We start from the raw sequence: 22,361 nt of genomic DNA, 5'->3' as shown, positions 1-22,361 counted from the left end.
AACAATCCATTAAAAAGAAATAAAGCAAAACTAGCGTACAAAATGCAGCGCCTTGGTACGCACTCTCAGAGAGCGAAGCGTCGTATTCCAAGCGTCTGCCGATATATTTTGACCGTGATAAATTAACGTAAAACCTACTCGACTGCGCTGCGCTGCCTCGGTAAGAAAAGCGACGACTTTTTCGTCTTGTAACGCGTCGATGGGGTTGTCAGTCGTCGGCAACACGCAATGACCAAGATAATCCGCCGACATTTGCAATAAGGCGTGATGCCAGTAGGATTCAAACACCTGATTATTTAACGACAACACCACAGCCACAGGCGATTCAGCCACATCCATTTCATACAAAAGACGACCCTTTCTAACGCCTGCCGATACACTAACAAACAACGAATCGCCGGTGGCTAAAGCCTGCATGCGTTGCCAATCTTGACCTTTGAGCTGACTTTCTTGCAACACAATTGACAAGGGTGCCCCAGCGGAATTTAACGCCATGCAGTCATAAAAAACAGCATCTTGATCATCCGATAGCGAAACGGACACTCGGTCGCCAAAAGACTCGTCGCTGGCACCCAGTAATGTTAGTGCAACAGACGTCTCGGTAGAACGATCACAAGACAACACGGAAAATACCACTGGCTTAGAAGGAAGCTTCGACAAGAGCGTCATCGATGATTGAACCGAGGTTTGGCATGCCAGCACAGACTGATCAGCGCCTTGATCAAATAATCGACAGGCTCCGCAAACACCGGCTCGACAACCAAAACGCACATCGACTCCTTGAGACAACAAAGAAGAGAGCAGATTCTCCCCTTCTGTTGTCTCGTATGCGACTCCGTCGACTAAAATTATCCTTTTTTGTGACGTCATACCTCACCTTTACCGCTTCAACCTATTAAAAGGCGTTATTATGTCACACTCTACTCTTGGTACATCGAGTAAATGCCCAGGGCTTAACGCTGAGGCGTTGACGCCAATAAGGCCACCAACAGATTCCAGAAGTCGCCAACCGAATCAATCTCCATTCGTTCTGCTGGCGAATGAGCGCCACGAATGTTCGGCCCAAATGAGACCATTTCCATGCCTGGGTATTTTGCTCCGATAATGCCACATTCTAGCCCTGCATGAATGACCTTCACATTGGCGGCATACCCAGTGATGTCTTTGTGCACTGCTAAAAAGTGCTTCAACAACCCTGCATTCGGATCAGGACGCCAACCAGGGTAACCGTTTTCCAGTGTCACCTGAGCCTCAATTAAGGAGAACGCCGACTTGGCCATGAGGGAATGGTATGCCACCGCTGAATCCACCAAAGAACGCACCAGCAAACGAGCATCAAACAGCTTGCCACCCTCATCGGTGTTGCTCAGGTTGATCACACCAAGATTACAAGAGGTTTCTGTTACCCCATCAAGCTCAGCACTCATTCTATGCACACCATGAGGCGCACAGAACAAGGCACTCAATAGCGCCTTGGCATCTTGCTCGGCCAATTGCGTATCACTTTCTGTTGGGGAAAGCTGGATGTTTAAATGTGGCTCGGTCGTTGCAAACTCAGCTTGTGTGGCTTTTGCAAACGCCTCAACGAAAGCAACAATCCCTTGATAATCAACCGATTTGATGTTGATCATAACGCTGGCATCTCGAGAAATCGCATTGCGCAATGTGCCGCCAGATAAAGCGCTGAGGCCAAAATCGTACTCTTCTTTGAGCACATTCAGCAGTCGAACAATCAACACGTTCGCGCTAGCACGACCTTTTTGGATGTCTAACCCAGAATGGCCGCCACGCAAACCGGATACGCAAATTTGTAGGCCAATACAGTCATCCGCAGGCGCAACAGACGCATAACTTTTCGCAACACTGATGTCCATCCCACCAGCACAACCAATGTACACATCGCCACGGTCTTCAGAGTCGAGGTTAAGCAATATTTTGCCACGCAGTAGATCTTCTTCAAGCTGCAAGGCACCTTTTAAACTGGTTTCTTCCTCGATGGTAAACAAGGCTTCTATGGGACCATGTGCTAAGTCGGTGGACTCAAGCACAGCCAAGGCCGCCGCGACACCAATGCCGTTATCGGCTCCCAAGGTGGTACCGGTAGCATGAACCCAGCCATCTATTATTTGAGTCACAATAGGGTCTTTAGTGAAATCGTGGTCGCTGTCGGCGTTCTTTTGCGCCACCATGTCCAAATGACCTTGAAGCACGACAGTTTCTCTGTCCTCCATGCCTTTTGTGGCCGCTTTACGAATAAGCAAGTTCCCCACAGGGTCCACGTAGGTTTCAAGCCCTAACTCTGTCGCCCAGTCAATGAGATGTGTTCTTAGGGCCGCTTCGTGGCAGGAGGGACGAGGAATGTTACAGAGGGTTTGAAAATGTCGCCAAATAGCAGAAGGCGCTAAGCTCGTTAGATTATCGTTCATCTGGGTTCTCTTTGTTGTCTAAGAAAGTTGTCTAAAAAAAAGACGCCTAGAAGCGTCTTTTTGCAGTAGTTTTGCAGTAAGTCAGACTTTCTATGGACTATTTACGTTCTTTAAGCGCCGCAGCAGAAAAAGTCACAAACTCTTCTGCACTGGTTGGGTGAACCCCCACGGTGTCATCGAAGTGTGCTTTGGTCGCACCCGCTTTAATGGCAATGCCCAGTCCTTGGATAATCTCACCAGAATAATCGCCCACCATGTGCGCGCCGATGACTTTATCGTCTGCATTATTGACCAATAACTTCATCAAGGTGCGCCCAGTGCCGCCACTTAGTGTGTGCTTCATGGCACGAAAATCTGTTTGGTAGACACGGAAGTCTAATCCGCGTGATTCCGCTTCTTGCTCAGATAGACCCACGGTACCGATAGCAGGTTGACTAAACACAGCGGTTGGGATGTTATCGTAATCAAAATCCACTTCTTTGCCATCGAACCAGTAGGCAATCAACGCCATGGCTTCTTTAATCGCAACCGGAGTCAGTTGAATCTTGTCGGTAACATCGCCCAAAGCAAACACACTGTTTGCAGAGGTGGTAAAGTTACGATCAACGATTACTGCGCCATTTTTACCGGTTTCAATGCCCGCGTTTTTTAGCCCTAAGGTACTTACGTTTGGCACACGACCTGTCGCATACAAAATAAGGCCAAACTCTTCAGAATGACCCTCTTTGAAGTGAACTATGCGAGCGCCGTCTTGGTTACTTGCGTCCGCCAACTCAATACGTTCAACATCGGTATTTAAACGCAAATCGATGCCAGATTTTATGTACTCTTCACTGGCAAAGTCACGAACGTCTTGATCAAAACCACGCAATAACTGATCGCCACGGTATGCCAAGGTCGTTTCTACGCCTAAGCCATTCAAGATACCAGCAAACTCAACGGCGATGTAACCACCGCCCACGACGAGGGCTTTTTTCGGCAACGATTCTAAGTAGAACATTTCATTGGAACTGACGACTAAGTCACTGCCCTCAAACTGAGGAATGAAAGGCTTGGCGCCCACTGCGATTAGAATACGCTCTGCCGTGTAGGTTTTGCCGTCTACTGAGACAGTATGAGCGTCTACAAAGCTGGCAAAGCCAGAAATTACTTCTACGCCCGCGTTACCAAGCATGTTGCCGTAAATGCCATTTAAACGCTTGATCTCATTAGTTTTGTTATCACGCAAAACCGACCAATTAAAATCTACGCCTTGATTCGTCCAACCAAATCCAGCGGCCTCGTCAAAACCATGCTTGTATTCAGACGCATAAACAAACAGTTTTTTTGGAACACAACCAATGTTGACGCAGGTACCACCTAAAGCACTACCTTCGGCAACAGCCACTTTATAGCCTTTAGACGCCGCAACACGGCTGGCTCTTACACCACCAGACCCGGCACCGATTACAAACAAATCGTACTGATACGCCATTTCTTCCATCTCCAATATGAATACATACAATAATGTGTTCAGTGTAACAGGGCTTTATCAGGAAGTTAAAAAGAATACCACTATCAGACTGATCAAAAAGATTCGCATCCTTAGATCCGCTCTTTATCGAATGAAAACAACTAGGTATGATTAAGACAACTCGTTATGGAATCGCTAACATGAAATTTGTCTCTTTTAATATCAACGGCTTGCGCGCTCGACCGCACCAAATAGCTGCGCTTGTAGAAAAACACGCACCCGATGTTATTGGCCTGCAAGAAATCAAGGTACACGACGACGCCTTTCCCCATGAGATTCCACAATCAATTGGTTATCATGCCTATTATTACGGGCAAAAATCTCACTACGGCGTGGCCATTTTCAGTAAACAAGAAGCCACCAGTGTCGAATACGGTTTTCCAGGGGACGATGAAGACGCACAGCGTCGAATGATCATTGCCACTTTTGACACCCCACAAGGGCCTGTCAAAGTGCTAAATGGCTACTTTCCTCAAGGAGAAAGTCGTGATCATGAAACCAAATTCCCAGCCAAACGCAAATTCTATGCTGACTTAATGGACTACTTAGCGTCTCACTCTCCCGATGAAAAAATCATCGTCATGGGCGACATCAATATTTCACCAACCGATTTAGACATCGGCATAGGTGCGCCCAATGCCAAACGCTGGTTGAGAACGGGTAAATGCAGCTTCTTACCAGAAGAGCGAGAATGGTTTCAAACCCTAAGCAATTGGGGTTTTACAGACACCTATCGCCACCTCAATCCGGAAAAAGACGACCGTTTTAGCTGGTTCGATTACCGCTCAAAAGGCTTTGATGACACACCAAAACGTGGTTTAAGAATCGATGTCATCATGTCGTCAAATGGCTTAACACCCTACCTTGACGATGCCGACGTAGATTACGATTTGCGCGCCTTAGAAAAACCATCGGATCACGCACCAATATGGACAACTTTTACCCTAGATTGAGTAAACGCCTAAAAGGATTTATTGTACAAATAACACACAAAACACTATAATGCCGCCCCTTGCGAGGGAAGACACAATCTTCCCTCGCTATTAACCTGCTTATCCACAGAGAATGTGGATAAAACAGCCTGACAGGGATGAATGTTGCGGCTTTTATCACCGTTAATAAGAGACACACTATGACCCAAACTATGACTATGGAAGACATGCTTCGCCAGTCGTCGCAAGCAGCTACCTTTTTAAAGGCCCTAAGCAATGAAAACCGCCTAATGATTTTGTGTCATTTGCTGGACAAAGAATTGTCTGTGACCTCGCTCAATGAAAAACTGCCTTTGAGCCAATCTGCACTTTCTCAACACCTTGCTGTGTTAAGAAAAGACGACTTGGTCAAAACCCGTCGCGAATCACAGACTATTTATTACAGTTTGGGTGACAGCCGTGTAAAAGAGCTTATCCAGACACTTCATTCGCTGTTTTGCCCTACCCTTTAATTTGCCAACCCTAAAGAATAACCTACGAACAGTGCTCTGTAAGGAACACCGAATGCACTGTCCACTTTCTTTTATTCCTTGTCCCGATAACGTAGAAAGCTGGCAAACCTAGGTACTCCCCTTTCTGTAAAACCGTGGTATTTATAAGTGATCTGCTGCCCAATCTCAGGCGGCAAACGTCGCTCTTGATCTGAAAATCCAGAGCCTATTTTAAAACGCAGTCCAGAAGGCATTTCCACCAATACAGCCCCCATCATTGCTGTGTATTTACCAGTACCTTCTAGAACTTCAACTACCTTGGCTTCGGCATCCATGTAGGGTTTTAATTTCAGCAAGTTATCTGTTCGACCCGACTCAAAGCGAGCGTCTTTACGATGCAGCATTAAGCCTTCTGCGCCTTTAGCCACATACTTATCTAACAGCAACGACAGTTGCTGATTATCCGTGACAGAAAATTGCTCGACTGCTAAGAGGTGATTGAGGTTTGCCTCCTCAATGATTGAAGAATAACGCTGATACCTTTGCGCAAAAGTCATTAGATGTGCCTGATCAGGCGCGTCAAAGATCATATAACGAATCTGTCGCCACTCCTTCTCAACAGGTACGTTTTTTCTTACGGTTGAAACGATAAACTCAAAGTCATTGCGTCTTGACCAAAGTTCGCCATCAAGCCAAATGTTTGGCAATGGGGCGGTAAACCAGTCGGGAGCATGAATGGGGTTGCCTTGGCGCGACATTAGTACCTTGCCGGTCCAAATAGCTCGGACGCCATCGAGTTTCTCGCTCACCAGATAATCCGATACCTGTACATCTTCAGAATAAGAAGACGCCAGCTGAACATCGGGCTGAGACAAGCCAAGAGAAGAAACCAATACGAGGAAAGTAGCAAAAATAGATTTAACAAACATAACTCACTCCTTTGAGAACAACACACCTATCCTTGGTGAGCTTCTAAATTAAAGGATTTAACAGCCTGAATCAACCAACCGCAAAAAGCGGATAAAAAAAAGCCCATCACTGAACTCAGTCATGGGCTTGGTATGCAAGGTTATGAACGTCGTTTATTTACTCAGCTGAACAATCAATTTGTTCATTCGGCTAACAAAGGTCGCTGGATCTTCAAGTTGCCCGCCTTCGGACAAGGTCGCTTGTTCAAACAACAACCAAGCCATATCAGCAAAACGATCTTCGTCAGATTCTTCGTTCATCTTCGCGACGATTGGGTGATCTGGGTTCACTTCTAGAGTCGGCTTGGACTCAGGCAACTGCTGACCCGCTTGTTCGAGCAAACGACGCATCTGCAAGCCCATGTCGTATTCCCCTACCACCAAACACGCTGGTGAATTAGTCAAACGATCGGTGGAATTAACACCTGCGACTTTTGCGTCTAAAACGGTTTTCATACGATCAAGAAGCGGCTTGATCTGCTCAGCTTTTTCTTCTTTCTCTTTCTTTTCTTCTTCGTTTTCTGAATCGGCTAAATCCAACTTGCCTTTGGTAACATCTTGGAACGATTTGCCATCAAACTCTTGTAAAGAAGACATCATCCATTCATCGATACGATCACTCAACAATAGGACTTCAAAGCCTTTTTTGCGAAGGATCTCTAAATGAGGGCTGTTTTTCGCTGTATTGTGGTTCTCAGCATAGATGTAGTAAATTTTATCTTGGCCTTCAGTCATACGCTCGATGTATTGAGCCAACGAAATCGTCTGCTCTGGTGCATCGTCGTGCGTTGAGCTGAAGCGTAGCAAGGCCGCAATTTTATCTTTGTTGCCCATGTCATCAGCAGGGCCTTCTTTAATGACATTACCGAACTCGTCCCAGAATTTTTGGTAATCTTCTGGCTCGTTTTTCGCCATTTTCGCCAACATGTCTAATACACGCTTCGTCAAAGCAGAGCGCATGGAGTCAACAGCATGGTCGTTTTGTAGAATTTCACGAGACACGTTCAAAGACAAATCGTTAGAGTCCACTACCCCTTTGACAAAACGCATGTAAGGCGGCAAAAAGGCTTCGGCTTCATCCATGATGAAAACACGCTGCACATACAATTTAAGACCGCGTTGCATGTCGCGATTCCAAAGATCGTAAGGTGCTTTAGAAGGAATATACAGCAGACTTGAATACTCTAACTTACCTTCTACCTTATTGTGCGACCATTTTAGTGGCTCTTGGTAATCGTGAGAAATGTGCTTGTAAAACTCTTGGTACTCTTCGTCTGTGACTTCGTTACGAGGACGAGTCCAAAGGGCTTTAGCCGAGTTAACTGCTTCAAATTCAGCAGGTTTGCTTTCGTCGATCGGCTTAGGGTTGCCCTCTTCATCCATTTCTGGGTAAACGACTTTTTCCATTTCAACCGGAATAGAAATATGATCTGAGTATTTTGTGACCAAAGAACGCAAACGATGATTATCGGCAAAATCTTTTTCATCCGTTTTCAGGTGCAGTGTAATGCGCGTACCACGGCTGGCTTTGTCGATGTTTTCAATGGTAAATTCGCCAGAACCGTCAGAGACCCAACGCACCGCTTCACTTTCAGCCGCACCGGCACGGCGCGTTTCAACGGTTACTGTATCAGCAACAATAAAAGCAGAGTAAAAACCCACGCCAAATTGACCAATCAACTGGCTGTCTTTTTTCTGGTCGCCACTTAGTTGCTCAAGAAAAGAAGAGGTGCCGGATTTTGCAATCGTACCTAGGTTAGTAATGGCCTCTTCTCGTGACATGCCCACACCGTTGTCGTCGATCATCACAGTATTGGTGTCTTTATCAAATTCAATGCGAACGCGCAGATTAGGGTCTTCGGCAAGAAGGTCTGCGTTAGCGACAGACTCAAAGCGAAGCTTATCGACCGCATCGGATGCGTTTGAGATGAGCTCTCTTAGAAAGATTTCCTTGTTGGAGTACAAAGAATGGATCATCAAATGAAGTAGTTGTTTGACTTCGGTTTGAAACCCTAACGTTTCTTTTTGAGTATCGGTTGCCATGTTTAAGCGTGCTCCTATTTGAATGAACCTTCGGATAAACCACCAAAGGCGTGTTTCTTTTCACTGGTGCTACATAAGTAAAGCCTCTTGATGGAATTTCAAGAGGCTTTTAGTTGAAAATAATCATAAAGGCACAAAAAAATTAGAGGAATGAGCAAGTTAGGCGTGTTTTCGAACTAGGGTTAGACCATCACCAATAGGAATAAGGGACAAATCCACCTCGTCATCTTGGTGGATGTGAGCGTTTAATTGACGCACTATTTGGGTATCTTTATCTGTAAAAGCCTCATCCGCCACGTTGCCCCACCACAAGGTATTGTCAATTAACAAACAACCACCTGGGCGCAACAATTGTTTTGCTACATCATAATAAGCCAGCAAATTCTGTTTATCAGCGTCGATAAAAATAAAATCAAAGGTTTCTTTTTGCTCTTCTAAAAACGACATCATCATTGGCAAAGCTTTGTCACAATAGGTCGTCACTCGGTCCTTAACATTCGCTTGCTCTAAATAGCGTGTTGCAATATCCAGCCACATTTGCTTTTTTTCGACAGCAATTAAATGTGCATTTTGAGGCATCGCCATGGCCATCGACAGTGTGCTGTAACCCGTAAAAACACCAATTTCCAACAACTTAGTTGGCGCTTGTAACTTGACTAACAAGGCTAATAATTGCCCAACCTCAGGGGACAATTGCATACGCGCCATGTGATATTGCGCGGTTTCTCTTCGCAAAGCTTGTAGTAGGTCACCTTCACGCACAGACACATCAATGAGATATTGATAGAGCCTATCGTCTACTTTAACAGTACGATTCACCGGCTTATTGTCTTCCGATACAGGTTTAGGAAAATTAGGAAGCATGAGATTTAATTACCAGACCTCGACTTAATGTTTTAAAGGTTTTTGACCGAAATTCTCTACGATACAAGACGGCAACCACCATTACACTGGCCGCCATACAAAAATACGGCCCCAAAAACCAACCACAAAACGCCATGGCAAAATAATAAGCACGCAACCCGTAGTTAAACTGATTGGCCGCTAAGCTGCAGATCTTCGCCATGTGCATGGCATAAAGTTCTCGCTCACTTTCTTCAACTCCTCGCTCTGTTGCCAAAGGAGCGCTGCCGACCAACACCGAGCAAAAGTTGTATTGACGAACCGACCAAGTAAAAGTGAAAAACGCGTAAGCAAAAATCACCACCAACACAATGATTTTTAACTCCCATTCTTGCTGGCTCATCGGTGCTAAAAAGTAAAAGTCCGATAAGATGCCTAAGGCTTTTTCAGAATAATTAAATGCGGTAAACAGCCCCGCGATAATCAACAAACTACTGGACGCAAAAAATAAACTGCTTCGCTCTAAATTAGCCATTACCGACGCGTCAGCGATACGATTGTCTCGTCGCAATAATCGTGACATCCAAGCCAGTCGGAATTGGTGTAATACACTGACCAGACACGCCCGTCGCTTGGAATTATAAAGCGCATAAAAAGCATAACCCCACCAACAGGTGAAAAAAACAAAAAGTGTTGTAAGATCAAGGCTATTAAGAAGGGTGGAAAAGGAATGATTTTCCATAATTTTACTCTATCAGAATAAGGGTTCGTTAGGTTTTATTAGAGCATTTTTCTTCTACTCTGTCCCTGATTCCCTTTAGAAATTTTTTGAAATAATCACCTGAAAATAAATCTTAAGCCTCCAATAAAAACACTTGCATCCATCATTAATGTCGGTATTATGCCACCCAATCAACACGACATGCGGATGTGGTGGAATTGGTAGACACGCTGGATTTAGGTTCCAGTGCTTCACGGCGTGAGAGTTCGAGTCTCTCCATCCGCACCATCTATTTAGTCATGCACACTCCCTTCGCTCTCACTACTTATTCATTTTTAATTTCCAATACTTTTAGTTCGTTTTCTATTTTTCAAGCCTTACTGACTGCATAAAAAAACCGAACCCATTGCTGAATCCGGTTTACTTTTAATACTCTGTTAATCAGGGTTTTCACGTTAGCAATACATTACGCCGATTTAAGCTTCCAAGCCACTTGCTTACCAGCAAAGAAAGGCACGATTGGTTCGCCTGTCGATAACATAATAGACGTTGGCACTTCCCAAGCTTCGCGTACCAAGGTTACTGTGTCTGTATTGCGCGGCAATCCATAAAAATCAGCACCATATAGGCTAGCAAAACCTTCTAGCTTGTCTAATGCGCCTAATTCATCAAACACCTGGGTATACAATTCAAGCGCTGACCAAGCACTGTAGCAGCCTGCGCAACCACAATCGGATTCTTTACGATGCTTTGCATGAGGCGCCGAATCTGTCCCTAGAAAAAACTTATGAGAACCCGATTTCACCACAGCACGTAGGGCTTCTTGGTGCGTACTGCGTTTAAGCACCGGCAAGCAGTAATTATGAGGACGAATGCCGCCATCGAGCATGTCATTGCGATTTAACATTAAATGCTGCGGCGTGATAGTCGCGGCTACGCCTTCACGGGCAGCCAACACAAAATCGGCGGCATCTTTGGTGGTAATGTGTTCAAACACTACTTTCAAATTGGGCACTCGCTCCACAATTTTCACCATGTGCTGATCGATGAACTCTTTTTCACGATCAAAGATATCAATGTGCTTCTGGGTCACTTCCCCATGAATCAATAACAGCATGTCATTATCGGCAAGGGCCTCGAACACTGGATAAAGTGATTCAAGGGAGTTTACGCCAGAATCCGAGTTGGTCGTCGCGCCAGCTGGGTACATTTTAGCGGCTAACACACCGGCGGCTTTCGCGTCTTTTATATCCTGTACGCTGGTTTTATCCGTTAAATAAATAGTCATGACTGGCGTAAAACTACTGCCCGCTGGGCGCGCAGCTAAGATACGCTCGCGGTAGGCAACCGCCAATTCCGCGGTCGTCACAGGCGGCATCAAATTTGGCATAACAACCGCCCTTTCGAAACAACGAGCTGTCGCCGGCACGGTTTCAAGCAGCATTTCTTGGTCACGAAAGTGTAGATGCCAGTCATCTGGCTTAATTATAGTAATCTCGTTCATCATCAGCCTTTGTGGTCTTATGGGAAACAGTTTTCCGGTAAACGTATAGATATTAACAGAATTTACCAGTAAGCATCAGAGCATGACTTTGCTACAGGTATAAAAAAACCGAGTCAAGACTCGGTTTTTCATTGTATTGCTGAGTAAATCCAGCGTTAGCTGTCTTTACGTGGCGCTCTTGGGCGACGATCACCACGATTGTTATCGCGATCACGGCCACCTGAACGCTTACGATCACCAAAATTAGATGGGCGACGGTCACCACCAGCACGCTTGCGCGTAGAAGGCGATGCAGCACGCTTATTCAACTCGTCTGCATTTTCTAACTTGGCAATATCGGTGCGCTGACCACAGATACGTGTTTTACCCAACTTACCTAACGCGTCGCCACTAAGGTTAGTAGGCAAATCGACTGTGGCGAAATCTTCATAAATTTCAATATGACCAATGTAACGACTTTCGATATCTGCTTCATTGGCAATAGCACCTACAATGTTACCTGGCTTAACGCCATCGCTGTAACCCACTTGAACCACGTAGCGCGTCATCGAGGTGTTTGGATCATCTTTTAACGGCATAGCTTCTGCCGTTACCGGACGAACCTTACGCTCGCGAGGAGCTCGATCACCTCGGTCGCCGCGATCACCACGAGAACCATCACGATCATCACGACGCTCTCTGCGCTCTTGACGAACTTCCATTTCAGACAACAACAAAGGCGTTTTGCCTTGTGCCATATGAGCTAATGCAGCCGCCATTTTCAAAGGATCTACATCGTTGTCTTTCTGGTAGCTTTGAACAAGCTCTAGGAAGAAATCGAGATCTTCGTTGTCCATAGTGTCCGTAATACGCTGTTTGTAGCGCTCTACACGATGAGCATTGATGTCAGATGCCGTTGGCAATGTCATGCTTTCGATTGGCTGACGAGTCGCACGCTCAATCGCTTGCAACATACGACGCTCACGGTGAGCAACAAACAAAATAGCAGTACCCGTACGACCAGCACGACCAGTACGGCCAATGCGGTGGACGTAAGACTCAGTATCGTATGGAATGTCGTAGTTGACTACGTGGCTAACACGCTCAACGTCCAAACCACGAGCCACAACATCGGTTGCTACCAAGATATCGATTTGACCTTTCTTAATGCGATCTACTGTGCGCTCACGCAAGTTTTGGCTGATGTCACCATTCAAAGCTTCACAAGCGTGGCCACGAGCCGTTAGCTTTTCAGCCAACTCAACCGTTGCTGCTTTTGTGCGCACAAAAATGATCATGCCATCATGCTCGTTCATTTCAAGAATACGAGTCAAGGCGTCAAGCTTGTGCAAACCGCTTACTGGCCAGTATTTTTGAGTAATCGTCATCGCAGTAGACGTTTTTGTAACGATTTTCACTTCTTTCGGATTATTCAAATGGCGGTTAGCCACTTGACGAATCACAGATGGCATGGTCGCTGAGAATAAAGCGATCTGACGAGTTGGCGGTGTTTGTTCAAGCACCCATTCAACATCGTCAATAAAGCCCATGCGCAACATTTCGTCTGCTTCATCAAGAACCAGTGCTTTCAAGCCATCCAGTTTTAATGTTTTACGACGAATGTGATCCATGACACGACCAGGGGTACCGACAACCACTTGAACGCCGCGTTTTAGCTGACGAAGTTGAGTGTCGTATGACATACCGCCGTAAATCGGCAATACGTGGAAATCTGGAAGGTGGCGAGCGTAGGTTTGAAATGCTTCAGAAACCTGAATAGCAAGTTCACGAGTAGGAGCCAGAACAAGTAATTGCGTTGTTTTATCTGTAACATCAATGCGAGACAACAACGGAAGCGCGAACGCCGCTGTCTTACCAGTACCCGTCTGCGCTTGCCCCAAAAGGTCTCGACCTTCTAATAGATATGGAATACTTTGCGCTTGGATAGCAGATGGTTGCTCGTAACCTAGGTCAGCAACCGCTTTAAGAACAGGGGCGATTAGGCCCAACGAATCAAATGTAGGCTGAGTATCAGCGTCAGACATGTAAATTAGTACCTTTTTTTGGTGAGGATAAGGCCTGTAATCATTTACATGCCTTAATAAAATTCTCTAGAAATTCTTTGAGGAAAAACTGATGGCGAAGTATATACAAAAAAAGGAAATTAAGCTAGCCACTCCTTCAAATAGATTGAACCATTTGGTTAGAAGAGTCGTAGCTTCGATAGAAAGTACCTTAAGGTGCTTTACCGCCTTTCGAATCTGAATCGATAATAACAGCCAACCAATGCATTTTAGGATTGGCCTCAAACGCCAGCTTCATAATGATGGTTAAAGGAATCGATAACAGCATGCCCACAGGGCCAAATACCCACCCCCATAACAATAAAGACAGAAAAACAACGAGAGTCGATAAGCCTAATCCCTTGCCCATGTATCTTGGCTCAATCATGTTGCCAACAATTAAGTTAACCATAAGAAAAGCGCCCGCGGTTAGCCCAGCAGACAAACCACCTAACTGAACAAATGCCAGCAGTACCGCAGGAACAGCGGCAATGATAGAACCAATGTTAGGGACGAAGTTCAGCAGAAAAGCACACACCCCCCACAGTAGAGGGAAATCTACCCCGAGCGCCCACATTGCTAGTGTAATAAGCACACCAGTCAACATGCTAACCAAAGTTTTGATTACCAAATAGCGGTTAACCGATTGAATAAAAGATTCCAACTTATCTATGGATTTAGAAGCATCCGTTAGCGCCAACGAGAGTTTTTTTGGCAGCTCTACCGCTTCAAACAAAATAAAAATAACGATCATTACCACTAAAACCAAATTGGTTAAAGCGCTCCCCAAACCTCGAAGCGCATTGGCAACCATTTGCATTAAAGCAGATGGGTCAATGTAACTTCGCACCTGTTCGTAGGAGATTTGCAACCCGAAGCTGTTTACGGTTTGGATCAGACCAGACATCTCATCTGCGAAACGCACTCGATAGCTTGGCAACTGGCTGGAGAAATTGTCTAACGACGCCCCCACCAAGACAGCCAAAGAACCGATACCCACAATGATGACTAGAACCACCAGCAAAATAGACAACCAAGTAGGCATGCCTCGCTTACGCAAACTCGACATCGCCGGCGCACAAATAATGGCGATAAAAACAGATAACATAAAAGGAATCACAATTTGTGACGCTGCTTTTAGCCCTGCAATAATAACGATAAAAGCGGCAAAGCCGACCAACCAATGAGTTCCTTTGTGCTGTTCACTCATTCATTTTTTCCTTATAAAGCCACTGGGTAAATACTTTGGGCATAATCCGCTAAGTCTTGCAGCATAATCTGTTTTGTTGCTGACAAATCTGGAGTTTGTGCGATTGTATTCAATCTCTCAAAATACTCTTCCATATAAATAGAGCCACCGCCTTCTTTGTCTAGCAGACGAAGCTGACGATACTCTTCCCATTCTTCACCCTGCTGCTCATTTAATTGACCTGGATAGTTACGACCAATATAGCGCATTAACATTTCTGGCAAACGACGATCATCAAACGACATAGCCAGTTCGGACAACTGCTCAGGTGGCGTTGCTCGAATGGTATCCATTCTGGCCTTATCTTCTCGAGAAAAGAAGCCGCCTGAATACAGCATCACATCGGGGTCTTTGTGAATCGGTCGATCTTCTTGTGCAAACACCTGACTGATTTTCGCTGCCAAATCTGGGCATTGTTTGATAATGGCGAGATTCTTACGACATACTTCACCATCTAACCCTAAACGTTTTACCACATCGACATCTTTCAAAAAGGTGCCAGGTGCTACCGCTGGTGATTTGTTGTAATGAATGACCTTTAATGGCAAACGCTCCAACTCGCCAAGCTCATCTTGACGGGTAAAAACACGATGACGAATCTCTTCAGCGCTGAGAGACACCAGCGGTTGTGCATCGGCCATTAAATCAAACACCACAACGCCATTCTTATTGGTAGGGTGCGGGGCAATAGGTACCACAAAAGCAGCGTAATGCTTGGCCTGGCCAAACATACCAGATATATGCAAAAACGGCTTAAAACGGACAATGTCAATGAACTGCTGTAACTCGTGCTTCTGTCGCATTTTGAAATAATAGGCAAACAATTTTGGCTGTTTTTCGCGGATTAACTTGGCTATTTCAATGGTACCGTACACATCTGATAACGCATCGTGAGCTTGTTCATGGGCGATATTATTGACCTTGGTTAAGGCTTCTAGTTTCATCGAAACCTGCCCATCCTCGCCTTTTGGCCAGACAATGCCCTCTGGTCGAATGGCGTAAGTCATGCGCACTAAATCGATCACATCCCAGCGAGAACAATTGTTTTGCCATTCGCGAGCGTAAGGGTCGATAAAGTTCCGATAAAACCCGTAGCGCACCACTTCGTCATCAAAACGGATAGAATTATAACCAAGGGCACAAGTACCCGGCTGCGATAACTCTTCCTCTATGGCTTGCATAAATTCCGCTTCGCACAGACCTTCACGGTTGGCGTCTTGCGGGCTTATGCCAGTCAACAAGCAGGCTTCTGGGTGCGGCAATACGTCTTCCGCCAAGCGACAATAAAACATCACCGGCTCACCGATAGGATTAAAATCTAGATCGGTGCGAATTCCGGCAAACTGCATCGGTCGATCCCGAGCAGGATCAACGCCTGTTGTTTCAAAGTCAAACCAAAAAAATGAAGTTGGGCCCGCTGAACTCACAAATAAATCCTATTCACCAATTAATATGGCACGTATTATACGCACCTTAAAGCGGATTTGTTAAAGTGTATTTAACCTAAGAAAAGTAAACAAAAGGAGTGAAAACATGGCAAATTCTTTGCCTTGTCCGTGCGGGTCAGAATCACAGTACGCCGACTGTTGCGGGATTTTCCACGTTAATCCGGGCAGCGCTCCCACTGCCGAAAGCCTTATGCGCTCTCGTTATAGCGCCTTTGCTTTGGGGCAATTTGATTACATAGACGCCACGCAAGCGCTGCCTCTCGCAGAAAACGCAGAAGACAGCAACGGGCGGACACTGTGGACAAAACTGGAGATTATCAGTACAGAACAAGGTATGGAGTCAGATACAACTGGCAAAGTCACTTTCGCGGCGCACTTTAAAGAGGGCAAACATACTGGCTGTTTAAAAGAAGTGTCCATGTTCGAGAAACAGCAAGGAAAATGGTTTTACGTTTCAGGAGAGCATCGGGTAGAAGAAAATCCGCCTCTGCCAAACGCCTCTTCAACAAAAACTGGGCGTAACGATCCTTGCACATGTGGGTCAGGCAAAAAATACAAAAAATGCTGTGCCACTAAAAATTGACACCGCATTTAGCGTTACAGTCCTTTAACCCCGTGCACTCCATTTGGCTTTGATGTCTCTTAATTCATCCGCGATATGCAAGAAACAATCTACTAACTCAGGATCAAAATGCGTACCGGAAGATTGCTGAATATGCTCAAAAGATTCTTCGATTGTCCAGCTGCGCTTGTAAGAGCGCTCCATGGTAAGGGCATCAAACACATCCGCTAAACTGACAATACGCGCCGATTGGGGAATGGCGTCGCCAGACAAACCTGCCGGATAACCCGATCCGTCCCATTTCTCATGATGCCCCAAGGCAACTTCGGCTGCGAGCTGAAACAATGGTGCTTCGCTTTTAATTAAAATCTGATGCCCTATCACTGTATGTTGGCGCATAACTTCCCACTCGTCTTCAGTCAACTTGTTGGGCGACTTTAAAATGCTGTGCGGAATCCCTACCTTACCCGTGTCATGTAATGGCGCCGCGAGCTTTAGTAACTCGACTTTTTCGTCTTCCCAGCCAATGGCTCGTGCCAATGCCGCACAGTAGTCAGCCATACGCCACATATGAACGCCCGTATCGGTGTCGTGAATCTGACTAATTTCGCCTAACATGCCAATCGCCGATTCCAATGAACTGTCAAGTTCTCGCGTTGTTTGCTCAATGACGCGTTTTTTACGAAGGTTCTCTTCTGCCAATTTTAAATGCGTGGCCACTCGAGACAGGGTAGTTAATGGCGTAATCGGTTTGGTGATAAAGTCCACACAACCCAGTGCAAAACCGCGCTGTTCATGTTGAATATCCGTCATAGCTGTTAAAAAAATAATAGGTATGTCGGCCGTTTTAGGGTCTGCTTTTAATCTTTCGCACACTTCAAAACCGTTCATATCCGGCATCATAATATCAAGCAAGATTAGATCAGGTTGTGATCTATGCACAATATCCAACGCAACACGACCACTCTTCGCTATTTGAACTTGATAGCGCTCAGTCAAAATATCTTTTAATAGATCTATATTTCTTGGCACGTCATCAACGATCAGTACCTTTTTATTTTTTAAACTATTCACTTCTTTTTCGTAGACGGCATTCATCAATTAATTCACCTCGACACTATCACGACACAAAGATCGCTTAAAAGATTCCACTTTTACTAGGGCGTCCTGATAGTCATACGAAGCAATGTCTTCGACAGCAGACTTTAAATAATCAAGACCATGGCTTGAAACATTTTGACTAATAAGATCTTTTATTAAGTCTTCCGACTCAAGTCCTCCTTCTAACAATGCACTTTCAAGGACTTCTAATTTAACGAGCAACGCCTCTGCTTCGCTGGCTTCCAGTTCAAAGCAATCACTGTTTTTATCTGGATGACTCGCACCATTATGAACAGATGTTTTTGTTAACAAGATCCTGATTTTTTCTAATAGCACTGCAGGATCCAACGGCTTTAATAGAAAGTCCTCTATCCCAAAAGAACTAAATTCTTCTTCCTTAATATTAAAAACATCCGCTGTTAAAATAATAATTGGCGGTTTGTTACTCCCTAAAGTTAATTGGATTTCTTTGCTTGCCTGATAGCCATCCATAATGGGCATCCTTATATCCATAAGTATAAGGTCATAATTATTATCTTGGGCCTCTTGGTATGCTATTTCACCATTTTCAACCCAAACAACTTGCGCGCCTGTTTTCTCAATAATAGCTTTAGCAATGCTTGCATTAACTGGGTTATCTTCTGCCAACAAAATTTTCTTATCCTTAAAGCATCCTGCAATATCTAAGGGGAGAGTTTTTTTCTCATCAGCACTTTCTTTAGGAAGTTGCAAAGCGACAGGGTGCTGAATTTTCTCCGAGGTAACCAGGCGTAAGCTGCTATCAGTAGCACCATAATCAACAACATCTTTGCGGTTATCAGTATCTAAAACATAAGGTAAACACACTTTAAATACCGTTCCCTTACCAAATTCACTGGTGAAAGAAATGTCTCCATCTAATAACTCAACCAGCTTTTGAGTAATACTAAGACCCAGTCCTGTACCGCCATAAAGTCGCGTAGTGCTACTGTCAGCTTGTTTAAACACCTCAAACACATTCACACCATCAGCAATACCGATACCACTGTCTTTGACTTCTATAACTAAAGTCGTTTCGTTAGATAAATAAGCATGAACCTGCACAGAACCTGTGTGGGTGAATTTAATAGCGTTACCCACCAAGTTGATCAATATTTGCTGAATTTTTTGCTCATCACTTTTTAAAACAGCCGAAACCATCGCGTCACGATGAACCAATAGCTCCAAGCCTTTTCGATCCGCTTCCATTTCATTGCTATGGTAAATATATTGCAGCACATCATCCAAATTGAAAGTTTGTACATCTAACTCAACTTTACCAGATTCAATTTTAGTAAAATCTAAAATACTATTAATTATCAATAACAAACTATCAGCAGACCGTTGGATTCTTAGCACCCTCTCTCGGACTTTATCGTTCAAATCACTATCAAGCAATAAATAACTAAATCCAATAATAGCATTCATTGGGGTACGAATTTCATGACTCATAGTCGCCATAAATTCAGACTTTACTTGCAATGCCTGTTCAGCTGATTGAACTGCGACTTCTAAATCTTTCGTTAATTGTTTGGATTTTAAATAGGACTTCTTTGTAATTTTTAACTGACGAAACAACATGCCAATAATAAATGCGACTGTAATCGTCAAAAGTGCAATTAAGGTACCCAAATACAAAAACAATCCTAAAGAATCTTCTCTTGCTTCAACTTTGCCCTTTGAACGCGACGCCAAACTGTTGAGCACCAAAAGTTCCGTTTGCTGCTGAATTTCTCCACTGTCCTCCAAAATCGGAGGTATGTCAGATCGCGTCACATCAGCAAACAAAATTGAATCAATGTGTTCCATCTTCGTTTGCATGGTCAGCAAGATGCCGTCAAACTCGGGCATCTTGCTGTAAATATCTCTTAATTGACCTCCTTCAATGATATGAATACGGCTATACAAAATATCAAATCGAATCATGGCTTCTTCCAGCCTTGAATCTGTATATACATCGCTTAGAAGCTGTAACGCGTTACGAAGCTTTAAGGCTTCACGGTCAAGCTGGTAAGACGCCCATAAGGCGTCTTCTTCCGCCGCTGACATAATAGCTTTTTGACGTTCAATTAACTCAAAAAATATTAAGGTAGACGCACCCATGAAAATACAGGCGGCCGCCACTAGAGCAAAAAACGGTGAGGTTTTTCTTTGTTTAGAGCGGTCGATCGAAAAAGAAAACAATTGCGTCATTTTACCTATTACTCAACACGTATAGCTTTTATTTGCCAAACAGAGCGATTATGAATCACTTCGTTGTTTAAGCTTGGGTCTTCGTTGAAAGGGTAAAGAAGAAAAAGCGGCCCTTTCTTACGAATAGTCATCGGCTTGCCATTGATGTCCATAGCAAGCATGAGATTGTAATCTTTACTGTCTTGAACCGGCACAACTGCACTGTAATCATTTAAAGCCGTCACCGACAAACTGTCAGAAGTACTTCCAACGGCAGCCAACACAGAACGCAACAATGGACCACGGTATACATCTACTCCTTCGCTCCAAGGTGTTTTTGTTTCTAATTCAATCACCTCAAGATTCATTAACATGGCGCGGTCAAACTCCGCGGTTTTCGCCTTAGTATTGGTGTGTTCAATGTTACCCGACACCGTTAAAATGACTCTTCCTTCAGGTTTTGGCAAATCTTTCGCCTGTACACTTGTTATTGCTAACATCCCTGAAACAATAAGCCCTAAGACCTGTGATCGCGTCATGTATTACCTCTCTAACTACTATGTTAATAAATGTTCTGCCGATTATAGACAATGGCAAGGCGATTTCCGTCGTTCTATTACGAATCAAAACATCTATTACGAAATGTCACATACACTTTACTAACCACAACAAAGCAAAAATATCAGATACAAATCATCACGCTCAAGAATGGTCTGCGAAGCAAACACTCTTTTGGTTTACGAACAAATAAGGTAGAGAAGCCTCCCTTAAACACACGAGAACAATAAAGATAACTTACCTCCTACTTTGAAGACGACACCAGCACCAGCCAATGAATTGCTATAAAATACCTCTGCGGTACCTTTTCACGCGCTGACATCAAGCATCATCAAAGGTATACTCTTTCTCATTCAAGACAGACCCCTTCCATACAGGGTGACGCGACCACACTTTTCGGATATTTTTGGGCAACTCCGAACCCAGACACTCGCAGCGCTACGCTATTAAAGAATAAACACAACACACTGTGATGGAATTAAAGATGAATTCAATAACACTCGGCCCGCTTTCAAGCGCTAATGGTGAAATCCAAATCCCTGGCTCAAAAAGCCTCTCAAACCGTATTCTGCTTCTAGCTACCCTAGCCAAAGGTACCACTCGAATCACCAACTTATTAGACAGTGATGACATTCGCCGTATGCTTGAAAGCCTGACTAAGCTTGGTGTGAACTACACATTAGAAGACAACAGTACAACCTGCATTCTCGAAGGCCTCGGTGGTCCTATTCAAGCCAACCAAGGTGACTTATTTCTCGGTAACGCCGGTACGGCCATGCGTCCTTTAACAGCGGCTCTGTGTTTGGGCAAAGGCGAATTTCACTTACACGGCGAGCCGCGTATGCACGAGCGCCCCATTGGCGATCTCGTTGACGCACTGACTGCTTTGGGTGTAGATATTCATTATGAAGGCGAAACAAACTACCCACCTTTGCGCATCAAGGCAAACGGCCTATCCGGCGGGGAAGTGTCTATCAAAGGCAATATTTCCAGTCAGTTCTTAACGGCGATTTTGATGAGCGCCCCCATGGCGCAAAGCGATCTCACGATTAAAGTGGACGGCGAATTGGTGTCCAAACCCTACATCGACATAACCCTGCACATTATGAAGCAATTTGGTGTAGAAGTCGAAAACCAAGACTACCAAGCCTTTGTGGTAAAAGGTCAGCAAACTTACCAAAGCCCTGGCGAAATCATGGTAGAAGGCGACGCCTCATCCGCATCCTACTTTTTAGCCGCTGCGGCCATTGCCGGAGGCAAAGTTAAAGTTCATGGTGTTGGCAGCGACAGCGTACAAGGCGATGTAAAGTTCGCCGATGTGTTGGCGCAAATGGGAGCCAAGATTACCTACGGGGCGACTTGGATTGAAGCGGAGCGCAATCAGCTAAACGGCGTCGATTTGGACATGAACCACATCCCAGATGCGGCCATGACCATAGCAACGACGGCATTGTTTGCCAAAGGCCCAACCACCATTCGCAACATTTACAATTGGCGCGTCAAAGAAACCGATCGCTTGTACGCTATGGCAACCGAACTGAAAAAGCTCGGTGCCGATGTCGTCGAAGGTGAGGATTTCATCAAGGTCACCCCAGTGGCCAAGTTACAGCATGCCGCAATCGACACTTACAATGATCACCGTATTGCCATGTGCTTTTCTTTGGTGGCTTTTTCAGACACGCCGGTGACTATTAACGATCCAGGTTGTACCTCCAAAACCTTCCCAACGTATTTTGAATTGTTCAACACCGTCGCCAGCTAACTAGACGC

Annotated in this window: 18 protein-coding genes and 1 tRNA gene; 5 read left to right on the top strand and 14 right to left on the bottom strand. The window is 44.8% G+C overall.

Features of this window, described 5'->3' with window-relative positions:
- Window positions 1-30 precede the first annotated feature (30 nt).
- The 3 genes from J9B83_RS03590 to gorA all read right to left on the bottom strand — a co-directional run bounded on the left by J9B83_RS03590 (window position 31) and on the right by gorA (window position 3,900).
- On the bottom strand, window positions 31-870 hold the full coding sequence (locus J9B83_RS03590) for a 2Fe-2S iron-sulfur cluster binding domain-containing protein (RefSeq protein ID WP_211535355.1): 840 nt from the start codon (window positions 868-870) through the stop codon (window positions 31-33).
- A gap of 83 nt (window positions 871-953) precedes the next feature.
- Entirely contained in the window at window positions 954-2,426 is a 1,473-nt protein-coding gene (locus J9B83_RS03585) for an aminoacyl-histidine dipeptidase (protein WP_211535354.1), read from the bottom strand.
- Window positions 2,427-2,523: 97 nt separating this feature from the next.
- A complete protein-coding gene (gene gorA, locus J9B83_RS03580; protein WP_211535353.1) occupies window positions 2,524-3,900 on the bottom strand; it encodes a glutathione-disulfide reductase in 1,377 nt (458 codons plus the stop codon).
- Window positions 3,901-4,079: 179 nt separating this feature from the next.
- Between gorA and xthA the strand changes: the two genes are divergently transcribed.
- The gene (xthA, locus tag J9B83_RS03575; protein ID WP_211535352.1) at window positions 4,080-4,892 is read left to right on the top strand and encodes an exodeoxyribonuclease III; all 813 of its coding nucleotides are present in this window, start codon (window positions 4,080-4,082) and stop codon (window positions 4,890-4,892) included.
- 179 nt (window positions 4,893-5,071) lie between these two features.
- Window positions 5,072-5,383: an ArsR/SmtB family transcription factor gene (locus J9B83_RS03570; protein ID WP_236037088.1), complete on the top strand. Its 312-nt coding sequence runs from the start codon at window positions 5,072-5,074 to the stop codon at window positions 5,381-5,383.
- Window positions 5,384-5,454: 71 nt separating this feature from the next.
- On the opposite strand, the gene J9B83_RS03565 is transcribed toward J9B83_RS03570, so the two are convergent.
- The 4 genes from J9B83_RS03565 to J9B83_RS03550 all read right to left on the bottom strand — a co-directional run bounded on the left by J9B83_RS03565 (window position 5,455) and on the right by J9B83_RS03550 (window position 9,958).
- Entirely contained in the window at window positions 5,455-6,291 is an 837-nt protein-coding gene (locus tag J9B83_RS03565; protein WP_211535351.1) for a DNA ligase, read from the bottom strand.
- Between the two features lie 153 nt (window positions 6,292-6,444).
- Window positions 6,445-8,373, bottom strand: coding sequence for a molecular chaperone HtpG (htpG, locus tag J9B83_RS03560; protein WP_211535350.1), 1,929 nt, complete (start codon window positions 8,371-8,373; stop codon window positions 6,445-6,447).
- 159 nt (window positions 8,374-8,532) lie between these two features.
- On the bottom strand, window positions 8,533-9,237 hold the full coding sequence (locus tag J9B83_RS03555) for an O-methyltransferase (protein WP_211535349.1): 705 nt from the start codon (window positions 9,235-9,237) through the stop codon (window positions 8,533-8,535).
- Entirely contained in the window at window positions 9,227-9,958 is a 732-nt protein-coding gene (locus J9B83_RS03550) for a DUF599 domain-containing protein (RefSeq protein WP_211535348.1), read from the bottom strand. Before J9B83_RS03550 ends, J9B83_RS03555 begins: the two co-directional genes overlap by 11 nt.
- Window positions 9,959-10,140: 182 nt before the next feature.
- Here J9B83_RS03550 and J9B83_RS03545 point away from each other — a divergent pair.
- Window positions 10,141-10,225: transfer RNA gene (locus J9B83_RS03545), tRNA-Leu, on the top strand.
- A gap of 178 nt (window positions 10,226-10,403) precedes the next feature.
- On the opposite strand, the gene pyrC is transcribed toward J9B83_RS03545, so the two are convergent.
- The 4 genes from pyrC to sbcB all read right to left on the bottom strand — a co-directional run bounded on the left by pyrC (window position 10,404) and on the right by sbcB (window position 16,159).
- Complete coding sequence (gene pyrC, locus J9B83_RS03540) at window positions 10,404-11,441, bottom strand: dihydroorotase (RefSeq protein WP_211535387.1); 1,038 nt, start codon at window positions 11,439-11,441, stop codon at window positions 10,404-10,406.
- A 155-nt stretch (window positions 11,442-11,596) separates the two neighbouring features.
- Window positions 11,597-13,465, bottom strand: coding sequence for a DEAD/DEAH box helicase (locus tag J9B83_RS03535; protein ID WP_211535347.1), 1,869 nt, complete (start codon window positions 13,463-13,465; stop codon window positions 11,597-11,599).
- A gap of 190 nt (window positions 13,466-13,655) precedes the next feature.
- Entirely contained in the window at window positions 13,656-14,693 is a 1,038-nt protein-coding gene (locus J9B83_RS03530) for an AI-2E family transporter (protein ID WP_211535346.1), read from the bottom strand.
- An 11-nt stretch (window positions 14,694-14,704) separates the two neighbouring features.
- Window positions 14,705-16,159 carry an exodeoxyribonuclease I gene (gene sbcB / locus J9B83_RS03525; protein ID WP_211535345.1) on the bottom strand — a complete coding sequence of 485 codons (1,455 nt, stop codon included), beginning with the start codon at window positions 16,157-16,159 and terminating at the stop codon, window positions 14,705-14,707.
- A 106-nt stretch (window positions 16,160-16,265) separates the two neighbouring features.
- On the opposite strand from sbcB, the gene J9B83_RS03520 reads away from it, so the two are divergent.
- Window positions 16,266-16,763: a YchJ family protein gene (locus tag J9B83_RS03520; RefSeq protein WP_211535344.1), complete on the top strand. Its 498-nt coding sequence runs from the start codon at window positions 16,266-16,268 to the stop codon at window positions 16,761-16,763.
- Window positions 16,764-16,787: 24 nt separating this feature from the next.
- Here the strand turns inward: J9B83_RS03520 and J9B83_RS03515 are convergent, their stop codons facing one another.
- Genes J9B83_RS03515 through J9B83_RS03505 form a run of 3 tightly spaced genes read right to left on the bottom strand, consistent with a single transcriptional unit; the run spans window position 16,788 to window position 20,572 of the window.
- On the bottom strand, window positions 16,788-17,840 hold the full coding sequence (locus tag J9B83_RS03515; RefSeq protein ID WP_211535343.1) for an HD-GYP domain-containing protein: 1,053 nt from the start codon (window positions 17,838-17,840) through the stop codon (window positions 16,788-16,790).
- Window positions 17,841-17,843: 3 nt separating this feature from the next.
- Window positions 17,844-20,054: an ATP-binding protein gene (locus J9B83_RS03510; RefSeq protein ID WP_211535342.1), complete on the bottom strand. Its 2,211-nt coding sequence runs from the start codon at window positions 20,052-20,054 to the stop codon at window positions 17,844-17,846.
- Between the two features lie 8 nt (window positions 20,055-20,062).
- Window positions 20,063-20,572 (bottom strand): molybdopterin-dependent oxidoreductase, encoded by a 510-nt coding sequence (locus tag J9B83_RS03505; protein WP_211535341.1) that lies wholly within the window; start codon window positions 20,570-20,572, stop codon window positions 20,063-20,065.
- 503 nt (window positions 20,573-21,075) lie between these two features.
- On the opposite strand from J9B83_RS03505, the gene aroA reads away from it, so the two are divergent.
- Entirely contained in the window at window positions 21,076-22,353 is a 1,278-nt protein-coding gene (aroA, locus tag J9B83_RS03500) for a 3-phosphoshikimate 1-carboxyvinyltransferase (RefSeq protein ID WP_211535340.1), read from the top strand.
- Window positions 22,354-22,361 lie beyond the last annotated feature (8 nt).

This window comes from Marinomonas vulgaris (assembly GCF_018145875.1).
In the GTDB taxonomy this organism is placed as follows: domain Bacteria; phylum Pseudomonadota; class Gammaproteobacteria; order Pseudomonadales; family Marinomonadaceae; genus Marinomonas; species Marinomonas vulgaris.
This window is presented reverse-complemented; position numbering and strand designations above follow the sequence as displayed.